Raw genomic sequence first — 10,650 nt, 5'->3', positions numbered from 1 at the left:
ACCTAGAACCTAGAACCTAGAACCTAGAACCTAGAACCTAGAACCTAGAACCTAGAACCTAGAACCTAGAACCTAGAGGGAATTTTATGAAACTCGAAGATATTCGTCGTGAATACCTGCAAGATGCGTTGAGCGAAGAGATTTTACTCGATGATCCATTCAAACAGTTTGAAACTTGGCTTGAGCATGCGGTAGCAAGTAAACTGCCAGATCCAACGGCGATGGTGGTGGCAACGGTTGATGAAACTGGCCAGCCTTCACAGCGTATTGTGTTATTAAAGCATCTTGATGATAACGGTTTTGTATTTTTTACCAATACCGGTTCGCGTAAAGCGCAAGAGCTAAAAGGGAATAACAAAATCTGTTTGCATTTCCCGTGGCATCATATGGAACGTCAAGTTATTGTTTATGGCGAAGCGCAGCCGTTACCTACCTCTGCGGTGGCAAAATACTTTTTATCACGGCCAAAAGAAAGCCAGTTAGCAGCATGGGCGTCAGCACAAAGCCGGCCAGTTTCGTCGCGTAAAGTATTGATGGAAACCTTTGCTAATATGAAAAACAAATTTGCTAAGGGTGAAATTCCACTACCTGATTTTTGGGGCGGCTACTGTGTCGTACCGACTAAAATTGAGTTTTGGCAAGGTGGTGCGCATCGCTTGCATGACCGCTTTATGTATCAGCGTCAAGCTGATAACAGTTGGCAAATTACTCGTTTAAATCCATAAGCTGTTATGGCGTTTATTGATTCACACTGCCATTTAGACTTTACTGAATTTGATGCTGACCGCGCACAACTAATTAGCCTGTGTCAGCAGCATAACATTGAAAAACTCATCGTGCCGGGGGTTACCTTGGCGCAATCCCATGCGTTAATCGCATTTGCCGCGCAGCATGCAAATGTTCGTATTGCCGCCGGTTTACATCCTTACTTTTTAGCTGAGTATCAACCTAGCCATTTAGCGGCCATAACTGAATTTGCAGAGCAACATCACTCGCAGCTTATCGCCATTGGTGAGTGCGGTATCGACCGCAGTATTGATGACCTAGCCTTACAAACACAGATATTTGAGCATCATATCGTGCTTGCTAATCAGCTTGAGTTGCCCTTGATTGTGCACCACCGACAAAGCCATGACTTAATCGCCCAAGCATTCAAACGCTGCCAGCCTAAATTTGGTGGGGTTATTCATGCCTTTTCAGGTTCAATGCAACAAGCACAGTACTATATTAAGCACGGTTTTAAGCTTGGTGTAGGTGGGGTGATCACCTATGAGCGAGCGCAAAAGACTCGTAGTGTTGTTACTGCCTTGGCGGCTGAGTATTTAGTGCTGGAGACAGATTCACCCTCAATGCCACTGGCGGGGTTTCAAGGGCAAATTAATACGCCATTGCAGCTGCCTTTAGTGTTTGCGCAACTGTGCGAGTTAAAGCAGCTTAAAGATCAAGAACAAGGGCTTTTTGAGCAACAACTTTATGAGTCGTGTTCAGCACTTTTTCGAATATAACGATTAACCTGCCAGCGTTTTAAACCACGCCCTAATTGCCATGTAAAAATACAGGTGATCACTAACATCAATAGAACTTGGCGGCCTAAGTCATGAAAACTGCTATGGCTAGTTGCCACTGCTGAGCGCGTTAAATAGGTGATTGTAACAAAACCCAACGGGCGATTATCATCACTAATAATAGGCTCAACAAACGGCGTTTTTAGTTTACTAATGCCTGGGGTTGAATTCGGTAACTTGCCTAGTAAATGATGTGTTTGCCAATTATCGCTACTGGCAATAAGGACACCTTGCTGATCGTAAATCGTTGCCGCTAATACAAACTCATCTTTGCTAATACTATTACATAAGGCGGTCAGCTCAGGTTTGTTTTTTTCAAGCATCGGTGTTTTTGCATTAAGTGCCATAAAGCGGGTTAAGCTTTTTGCTGTGCTGTCGGCATTATCATAAAGTAATTGATGGCTTTGAAAACTACTATTAACCGCTACCCAAGTCAGTAACAAAAAGCATGCCGCAGCAATGCTTAATCGCACTAGGCGTTGCCTAAGGGATGCTGAAATAGGGTTTTTAAGATGGTTATTTTTCATAGTCACCGTTTGCGCTGCTGACAGCTTTTACTTTTGATGTTACAACTAGGCCTAACTATAACCTTAAATCCCCCTCAATGGCGAGTTAACTGTTATTTTACAGGGGAGACATTAGTATCATTTTTGGAGTCATCATGACATTGGAGCGCATTGCGAGCCTTTCATCAGAGCAATTGGCAATGCAGTTGCCGTTAGGTAAATGGTATCACTATCAAGATGCCTTAGAAGAGCACGTGAGCTTACCTAGCGATCCGCAAGGGGTGTTTAGCATTGCTTTTGCTGGGGACTTTAACGGCCAGCAATTAACCAGGATTGTGCAGTTTTTAGCACAACAGCAATTTACAGTCGCTGCAATATGCCGTTATCAGCCTGATGCAAGCTTATCGCCGGCATTGTGTTTTTATACTGATACCGCAAAAGCGAGCATTAACCCTTTAGTAATGAATGAGTTTGCGCATCCAAACGGTTTTCAGCTTGTCCAGATCAGTAAGCCACCGAGCCTAACCAGCCCTGGCTTATTGGTAATGGATATGGACTCAACCGCTATCACCATTGAGTGTATTGACGAAATAGCTCGTCTAGCTGATGTTTACGACGATGTCGCCGCGGTAACCGCACAGGCAATGGCTGGTAAGTTAGATTTTAGTGAAAGTTTGCATCAACGAGTAGCAAAACTCGCAGGGATTGAGCAAAGTTTAATTGATGAGCTTAAAAATAGCTTACCACTAATGCCTGGGATAAAAGAGTTATGCCAAGTGTTAAAACAACATAATTGGTATTTAGCCATTGCCTCAGGTGGCTTTGTGCCATTTGCCGAGCAAGTGCAGCAGCTCATTGATTTAGATGAAGTACATGCTAATGTGCTTGAGTTTAAAGATGACAAACTCACCGGTAAAGTGCTTGGTACTATTGTTGATGCGCAGCAAAAGTCGGTGGTACTTCGTAACTTACAGCAGCAGCTAAGTTTACCCACTCAACAAACAGTAGCAATCGGCGATGGCGCCAATGATTTAACCATGATGGCGGCGGCAGGGCTCGGTGTTGCAGTTCATGGCAAGCCAAAAGTGGTTGAGCAAGCACAAGCCGCCATTTGCCAGGGTTCGCTACTACAGCTGCTTTACTTACTTACCATCCCTATGGCTGAGTAATTAACTGAGCCGTTTTAACCAAATCTGCTTACGCTTATTCATTTCTTCTATCAGTTCAGCTGGTAAATCTAAATGACTAAGCGTTTCATCGGTTATATCAACCATGTCACCCACGCCTGCGACCGACCACAACGCTTCTTCAAGATCTTTGGCTTTATGCAGCGCATATTGGCTTACGTATTTTAGCTCGTTAGCTAAGTAGTCGGTATCAGGGCGACCAGTACGCGAAATATAAACACGCATTATAAATAGCAATTCTGACTTAAGGCCTTTCTTTAAAAAGAGTAGTTGAGGGGCAAAGTCATCAGTTGCGCTGCATTTACTTTTTACAGCCTCTTCGATGGTTGATTTTTTTGGATCAAAACGAATAAACAGTGTGAAAGGTAAGGGCGGATCTTGGCGGCTACGGTCTTTTATTTGTGGTGTGATCACCTCATTGATTTGCTCCGCTGATAAAAACGCATCAATGCTGGTGGTTTCATTAAGCAAGCCATAATTTTGCAAAATAATATGTAATGGACTTGCGTATAACCCTTGGCCGATTGCGCCGGTTTTAAAATGCGCCGCCTCTTTATGTAAATAAAACGGAAATTGGCACACACTTTTCGTCACCATATTTCTCAGTGCCGTTGAAAGCCCAGGCACTTTTGGTGCTTCTTCAGATACTTTTAATTTGTCTTTATTGTTTTCGATTAACTGAGTAAAAAATTTCACCCCTTCGTGTGGGTTGTCAGCAATTCGAGAGGCTTTTAAATTGATGGTGGTTAACGACTTACTGACTGCCATTACTTCGTATTTTAATTTGCTAAGCGTATGCTTTTTAGTTATTTTTTGCAGCTCAGGCAAGCTTAACTCAACAATGTCACCTTTTTGCAGCGTTACCGGTTGGCTGCATTCTATTTGCAATCCCATCACTGAAAAATCACGACTATGGGCAATCTGTGGTTGCTCATCTTTAGTCGTTAATAGCACATCTGTTTTATACAAGTATCGCTTGTGTGAGCGCAGGTTTACGTATTCTAAATCAACGGCTTCAAGTTTAGGTGGGGTTTTATGTTTGCCATGACCAAAGCGTTTGAGTTGATTAACAATATTTTTATCGTAACTAAAACTTTGATAATGAGCCTGTTCTGCTGCGGTGCCAATCGCGGTTAAGATCAGCAAATATTTTACGTCTTTGATCATTCCTTGCACACGAGGCGAAGGCGGCTTGTTTAATTTTTCAATATCTTTGCCAGCGGTATTCGGTAAACTCAGTGGAATAAATGAGTCTTCAGGATGGCTTGGCATTAACTGCACTTTAAAACATTGCCAGCTGTCTTTTTGACTACCAAAACCAAAAAATAGCGCGCTTAATTGCGGCTCTGCTGCCAGCTCACTGCGTGTTGCCGAATAGTAATATATTTTTCCTGCTACTACATGGGTAAAGGTATATAAATATTCTTCTTTCACTTGGGCTGGGTTGTTTAACAGCTCGGCTAAACGTTGTTGATTTAAAATAGTGTATAAACACGATAGCTTGCGTTCATCACAAAAATAGCGCTGAATGAAAATATTGTTTTCAGTGGTAAGCACTAGGCTCGGATAGAGCTTGTCATTTTGCAGGCTAAAAAAGGTAAACAAGGATGTAACACGTGGAATATAATACTGCTCATAACCTTTTGAGACCACGGCATCTAAGGTGTTATCTAAATTCACTTTATAACGGCGTTTATTGCCATGAATAAAGCTTTCTAAAAACTCATCGAATTTCGCATTGTTTTCTATAAAGGTACGTTTTAGCCGCACATGGTTAAACTCTGCCGATATTTTTTCAACCGCAACAATTTCGTATTGAATACCGTTTTTTAAACCCAGCTCAAAATCTTGTTCAAGTCCCACTAAGCGTAGTCCAAGCAATTGACCTTTTTTGACCTGATAGCGAGGCGACAGCTTTATTTTTGCGCCACTTAAAGAAATATCAGAGGTGGTGGCTGCGATGGTATTGTCTTTGCTCAACTCCACCGTGATCTTGATTGAATAGTTCATCCGCTCTTCACGGCGGCTTTCATAAGAGGCAAACTTAATAACCTGACAGTCTAATTGTTGTTCGTTTTGTTGTTCAGGTTGTTTTGCTTGTTCAGCCGCTTTTTTTTGCATTACACGGTGGTTGTTATCGGTATTCATGACGGCTTCATATACTGCAAGAGTATAACCACCATGACGTTTTATGGCTTTTTCGAATACCGCAATGGCGGTTTCATCCATAAAATGCTGCTTGCCATCATATTCATAAGGTTTTACTTGGCCAGTTACTTGGCCGCGTAAATCAATAAAGCGAGCAATGGGTTGCGATAAGCGTGACATTTCCATCTTGATCAAGAACTGCTCAGGCTTGGTCAGGCCTGCTGTTTTTGATTTAAAGATCGTGTCAAATTTGGCATTACCTAAATACGATTTAAGTTCGTCAACCAAACTTTCGTATTTCAGTAGAATGTCTTCAGTCATTTATAAAACCATCACCGTCTATTCTAAAAAGTTGGTATACTACGTGAGTATTTATACACTCTCTTGGGTGCTGGTTTGCAGCATAGTGAATGTAATGAACTACCATCTTTAATTTTTATTATTTGAATTCAGTATGAAATTGCCAAATTAATGGCTTATTACTTTAATTTTAGGATCAAAAGTCCAAGCAAAAAATATTAAGCAAAAAGTATGCCCTAAACATAAAAGTAAATAACGCTGCTTTTATATAACTCGATTGTGGCGTTGATTTGCCTAGTTGGCAAGGTCAATATTCGACAACCGAGCACAGTATGGCAAACTAGTATTAACATAAATTAATTCAAAATGACGAATATAGGCAAAAGTTAATGGCAAAAGCGGCAAAAGTAGAATTTGTTTGTACCGAATGTGGTATGAACTATCAGCGCTGGCAAGGGCAGTGTCGCTGTGGCGCATGGAACACCTTAGCCGAATTTAAACCCTCCGCAGGGCAAACTAAAAAAGCAGCAGCGCGCAGTGTTGTTGGTGGTTATGCCGGTGGTGTGGGTGGCGGTTCTAAAAAAATTAACGACATCACAACCACTGAAGCAGAAAAGCAACTCACCGGTATTGGCGAACTCGACCGAGTATTATCCGGCGGCGTTACCACAGGCTCTGTAAATATTATTTCCGGTGACCCAGGTGCTGGTAAAACTACGTTATTGTCGGACTTAGTGGCACGCATGTCACAACGTATGCCATCACTTTATTGCACCGCGGAAGAGTCATTATCGCAATTTAAAAACCGAGTTAATCGCTTAAAGCTCGATTACAACCCTGACGAACTGTATTTATTATCAGAAACCAGCGTTGAAACCATTATCGAAGAGCTTGAAAAAAATAAAATCAAGTTTGCAGTGATCGACTCCATTCAAGCGGTTGTTACTGATACCGCTAACGGCAGCCCAGGCTCACCATCGCAAGTTAAAAGTGCTGCGCAAGCGCTGACACAGTACTGCAAGCAAAACGATGTCACTATGTTTATCATCGCCCATGTAAATAAAAACAATGAAATAGCGGGACCGCAAACTTTAGTGCACATTGTTGATGCGCTATTACACATAGACACTAACGACGGGCAAATTCGTACTTTACGGGCTAATAAAAACCGTTTTGGTGATATCGACACTGTGGGTATTTTTAGAATGTGTGAGCGCGGTATGCTCAGTGTAGATAACCCAAGTGAAATCTTTTTATCGGGCTCAAGCACCGATTCGCCAGGTTCTACGATCACCTGTATTCGCAAAGGTAACCGTAATTTATTATTAGAAATTCAATGTTTAACCACAGAAACAGAGGCTGAGTTTCCACAGCGAGTGTGTGTAGGTTTAAACATGAACCGGATAAAAATGTTGACCGGTATTTTGCGCAAACACACTAAAACCAAAATCTTTCACGATACCTTTTTTAATATTGTAGGCGGGCTGAGGATTGATGAAACTGAAACCTGCATCGATTTAGCGCTAGTAACTGCTTTGCTCAGTAGCTTAAATGAATTTGTGGTGCCACGTACAACCTGCATAATGGGCGAGCTGAGCTTAAATGGCGATGTACGGCCAATCGATAGTGGTGTGCCGCGCGTTAAAGAAGCCGCACAACACGGTTTTACCGAAATATTTATTCCATTTCGCAACTACCATAAATCAATGGAAGGACTGGGCGCTAAAATCACGCCGGTTAAAACAGTGCACGAGCTACTAAGTTTAATTAATTAGCAATGGGGGCGCTTTAGTTCCCCTAATGAACGCAAGCCCTTACCAAAGCTATTATTGAATGATACGCTTAGGAAAATTTTTAGTATAAAGCATGGCCATAATCAGCTTGGCTATAAATAGAAAAGTAATAAGGAAATAGAATGAAAAAACTCGCAATTGTTGCCGTTGTTGTTGCCGCTGCAATCGGTGGCGTTAGCTACGCAAATCACGCACTGACACAGGAAGTGAAAGTAGAAGTTGATCGTCAGCTAGCACTGATGAACCAACAAATGGGCATGACAGCCAGCTATGAAGATATCTCGGCGAGCATATTTGGTCAAAGCGTAGAAATCTCTAATATGGTGATCACAGGTTTTGATCAGCAAGCTGTCGCTAATATTGCGAGCATTGAAGTCTCAGGATACGAAACCGATAAAATCGCGCCACGTACCGAGCTGACAATTAAAAACTTTACCTTTAGCGATCACTTTTTAGCACAGCTACCAGATGATGCTAATAATAACCTTGCCTCTGCCAGCTACGATTTACACACCTTGATGAACTACGATGAAAAATCAGGGGATAGCGATATCGACTTTGCGCTTAATGCTAAAAATATTGTAGGCCTTAATTTTAACTTAGGTCTAGCAAAATCAACCGCACTGATGAATGCGTCATTAGCGCTTAGTAAAATGCAGCAAGAGTTAGGCGCACAACAGCCAACTTTAGAGCAGCAGCTACAGCAACAAACCATCATGATGGAAGCACTTTCAGAGCTTGAACCGCGCAGCATTGAAATAGCCTTAAAAGATGAAGGTGAATTTAAAACATTAGTAGAGCAAGCACTTGAAAAGCAAGGTATGACGCTAGAGCAAATGCAGCAAATGGTCGACATGCAGCTACAGCAAGCCCCTGTTAGTAAAGAACTGGGCGAAGCGATTAAAAACTTCACGCAAGGCTTAAGCTCATTAACCGTGTCAGCAAGCTTGCCAGAAGGGCAAACCATGACCGAAATTAACCAACAGATCTTCACCCTAATGGGGCAACCAGAAGAGCTGGCCAAGTTTATAAATTTAAAAGCGAAGGGCGAATAATAGCTGTCAGCTATCAGCCTTAAGCTGTCAGTTTAAGACAGCGATAGTTTTGAGTTATTTGAAAGCGCGAGTTTATCTCGCGCTTTTTTGTTGGGTGATTTTAGGGATTAGGAGCTAGGTTTTAGGCGTAAGGTGCTAGGAAAAACCAGAGCAGTTCGGTGTTAAATTTATCATCGTAGATTGTGGTTCAGAGCAACGAAACCCAATAGTGAAAGAGTAAAACTGAGTGATGGTTTCAAGGTGAAAACCGACGTTGATATAGGTTTAGGATAATGACTTATTGAATAATAAAGCTGTTGTTTGCTCCCATATTCAGGAAAATGAGCGACACGCGTATATTTTTCCATTTAGCTTTGCTTGAAGATAATAGAAAACTTCGTGATAGTAATACCTTAGATAATTTGTTAAAACTGTGTAAAGTATAATTATGATTGTGGTCTGAGCTGAAATATCCGCCCTTCGCGCACTATAAAATGGTTATGTTTTTTGAGGAAATATGGATATACAGAAAGTCACCACAGCAGAGGTTTTACCCATTAGGCATCGAGTTTTATGGCCTGATAAATCGCCTTCATTTTGTGAAGTGGATGGCGATGAATTGGCGACACATTACGGTGCGTTTACTGGCGGTAAGTTGGTCTGCGTGGCATCTGTTTATAAAAACGCTCAAGAGGCAAGACTTAGAAAGTTCGCAACGCTACCTGATTATCAAGGGCAAGGAATAGGCTCTAAGGTTATAGAACACCTAGTTTGTGATTTAAAGCGAGCACAAGTGAATTACTTCTGGTGTGACGCTCGAACTTCAGCAATTTCCTTTTATCAAAAATTTGGATTGTACGTTGAAGGAAATGAGTTTCAAAAGTCAGGTGTTTCGTATTTCAAAATGTCAGTTTCGTGGGAGTAGTAGCCACAAACATATCAAGCAATTTAAGCAGACAGTCAACGCTTGGCATTTTCAACTCGGTTTGGTTTTAGTCTTAGGTGGTAAATTTGAGTGTGCTGGTAGCGTTGTCAGCTACTTAATTGGGCGTTATATTTCAAGGAGGATTCAGGTTGTTATTTCCAGTTTTAGAGACAAACCGCTTAAAGCTAGACAAATTATCTAGAGAAGATTCGAATAGTTTATTTGAGTTGTTCTCGAACAATTCAGTTGTCGAATATTACGATCTGGAAGCTTTTACTGAAGTGTCCCAAGCGAGTAATTTAATAGAATTCTTTAATTCTCGCTTTGAAGAAAACTCTGGTATTCGTTGGGCTATTCGTCTAAAAGAAACAAATCAACTTATCGGGACTTGTGGTTTTAATACTTGGAGTCCTAAAATGAAAAATGCAGTTCTTGGATATGATTTATTGCCTAAATATTGGAGTATGGGTTTTACCACTGAAGCCGTTCATCGAATAGTCAAAGCGGCATTTTTAGGTGAGCTATCTTGCGGTGAACTTAACCGTATACAAGGTGATACTGTTCCGGGAAACTTAGCATCTGAATTGCTTCTTCTAAAAGTTGGGTTCAAAGAGGAAGGCATAAGGCGTCAAAGTGGTTACTGGAAAAATCAGTTTCACGATCTTAAATGCTTTGGGCTAATAAAGTCCGAGTATATTGAAATATAATCGGGTAGCCGGAGGTCTCTAACCTCCAGCCCCACACCACCCATCATGCACTTTTTATTAACAGGAAGTGCAATGGGCGATTCATCTCCCGTAATGAATATTGATCCAAATACCTCTCAATGACGCTAAACCTTGTGACGCTAGATAGTCATTGCCTAGCGCAATGTTAATTCCTTTTTTACAAGGGCCTTCGCTTCCAAGCGCCTACTTTTGGTACTGGTGATACCACAGGCTATGGCTAGTCTCTCACTGACCCCCAATTTCATTAAACTGCGTACTTTAGTGCGTGCTATACCTTACAGAGCTTCATTGTCTCCAGTAGCACATTCTTACTCTACGGTGGATCCAGTGATCTAAATCCACCGTTAGCTGATAAGCGTTGGCTAGTAGATAATAGGCGCAAATACTTCGTGAGTTTAGAATTTGTTTTACTCTAAAGCGCAGCGTCTCTTAACCTCTTTGTGAATAATTCACTAAATTTTTTT

The 10,650-nt window shown here is 41.5% G+C and carries 10 protein-coding genes; 7 read left to right on the top strand and 3 right to left on the bottom strand.

The genetic code is table 11. The features are described from left to right. Window positions 1-86: 86 nt before the first annotated feature. Both pdxH and V7783_RS19130 read left to right on the top strand, forming a co-directional pair. Window positions 87-725 (top strand): pyridoxamine 5'-phosphate oxidase, encoded by a 639-nt coding sequence (pdxH, locus tag V7783_RS19135; protein ID WP_335680090.1) that lies wholly within the window; start codon window positions 87-89, stop codon window positions 723-725. A 6-nt stretch (window positions 726-731) separates the two neighbouring features. Further along, window positions 732-1,505 (top strand): TatD family hydrolase, encoded by a 774-nt coding sequence (locus V7783_RS19130; protein WP_335680089.1) that lies wholly within the window; start codon window positions 732-734, stop codon window positions 1,503-1,505. On the opposite strand, the gene V7783_RS19125 is transcribed toward V7783_RS19130, so the two are convergent. Then, window positions 1,472-2,092: an AhpA/YtjB family protein gene (locus tag V7783_RS19125; RefSeq protein ID WP_335680088.1), complete on the bottom strand. Its 621-nt coding sequence runs from the start codon at window positions 2,090-2,092 to the stop codon at window positions 1,472-1,474. The genes V7783_RS19130 and V7783_RS19125 overlap by 34 nt on opposite strands. A 134-nt stretch (window positions 2,093-2,226) precedes the next feature. On the opposite strand from V7783_RS19125, the gene serB reads away from it, so the two are divergent. After that, window positions 2,227-3,240, top strand: a complete 1,014-nt coding sequence (serB, locus tag V7783_RS19120; protein WP_335680087.1) for a phosphoserine phosphatase SerB — start codon at window positions 2,227-2,229, stop codon at window positions 3,238-3,240. On the opposite strand, the gene V7783_RS19115 is transcribed toward serB, so the two are convergent. After that, complete coding sequence (locus tag V7783_RS19115) at window positions 3,241-5,727, bottom strand: PilZ domain-containing protein (protein WP_335680086.1); 2,487 nt, start codon at window positions 5,725-5,727, stop codon at window positions 3,241-3,243. A gap of 368 nt (window positions 5,728-6,095) precedes the next feature. Here V7783_RS19115 and radA point away from each other — a divergent pair, with 368 nt between their 5' ends. The 4 genes from radA to V7783_RS19095 all read left to right on the top strand — a co-directional run bounded on the left by radA (window position 6,096) and on the right by V7783_RS19095 (window position 10,165). Continuing rightward, a complete protein-coding gene (gene radA / locus V7783_RS19110) occupies window positions 6,096-7,481 on the top strand; it encodes a DNA repair protein RadA (protein ID WP_335680085.1) in 1,386 nt (461 codons plus the stop codon). A 140-nt stretch (window positions 7,482-7,621) separates the two neighbouring features. Then, on the top strand, window positions 7,622-8,554 hold the full coding sequence (locus V7783_RS19105) for a hypothetical protein (RefSeq protein ID WP_335680084.1): 933 nt from the start codon (window positions 7,622-7,624) through the stop codon (window positions 8,552-8,554). 496 nt (window positions 8,555-9,050) lie between these two features. Then, entirely contained in the window at window positions 9,051-9,458 is a 408-nt protein-coding gene (locus V7783_RS19100; protein WP_335680083.1) for a GNAT family N-acetyltransferase, read from the top strand. Between the two features lie 149 nt (window positions 9,459-9,607). Then, on the top strand, window positions 9,608-10,165 hold the full coding sequence (locus V7783_RS19095; protein WP_335680082.1) for a GNAT family N-acetyltransferase: 558 nt from the start codon (window positions 9,608-9,610) through the stop codon (window positions 10,163-10,165). Window positions 10,166-10,471: 306 nt separating this feature from the next. Here V7783_RS19095 and V7783_RS19090 read toward each other — a convergent pair whose 3' ends face one another. Continuing rightward, entirely contained in the window at window positions 10,472-10,528 is a 57-nt protein-coding gene (locus V7783_RS19090; RefSeq protein ID WP_335680093.1) for a hypothetical protein, read from the bottom strand. Between the last annotated feature and the right edge of the window lie 122 nt (window positions 10,529-10,650).

Origin of the sequence: Pseudoalteromonas sp., from assembly GCF_036960685.1 — a bacterium.
Classification (GTDB): domain Bacteria; phylum Pseudomonadota; class Gammaproteobacteria; order Enterobacterales; family Alteromonadaceae; genus Pseudoalteromonas.
Note: the sequence above shows the minus strand (reverse complement) of the source record. Positions and strands in the feature narration are given on the sequence as shown.

Bases quoted from the DNA above. Each gene is read 5' to 3' on its own strand.
- pdxH (WP_335680090.1), top strand. From the start codon at position 87: ATGAAACTCGAAGATATTCGTCGTGAATACCTGCAAGATGCGTTGAGC.
- V7783_RS19130 (WP_335680089.1), top strand. From the start codon at position 732: ATGGCGTTTATTGATTCACACTGCCATTTAGACTTTACTGAATTTGAT.
- V7783_RS19125 (WP_335680088.1), bottom strand. From the start codon at position 2,092: ATGAAAAATAACCATCTTAAAAACCCTATTTCAGCATCCCTTAGGCAA.
- serB (WP_335680087.1), top strand. From the start codon at position 2,227: ATGACATTGGAGCGCATTGCGAGCCTTTCATCAGAGCAATTGGCAATG.
- V7783_RS19115 (WP_335680086.1), bottom strand. From the start codon at position 5,727: ATGACTGAAGACATTCTACTGAAATACGAAAGTTTGGTTGACGAACTT.
- radA (WP_335680085.1), top strand. From the start codon at position 6,096: ATGGCAAAAGCGGCAAAAGTAGAATTTGTTTGTACCGAATGTGGTATG.
- V7783_RS19105 (WP_335680084.1), top strand. From the start codon at position 7,622: ATGAAAAAACTCGCAATTGTTGCCGTTGTTGTTGCCGCTGCAATCGGT.
- V7783_RS19100 (WP_335680083.1), top strand. From the start codon at position 9,051: ATGGATATACAGAAAGTCACCACAGCAGAGGTTTTACCCATTAGGCAT.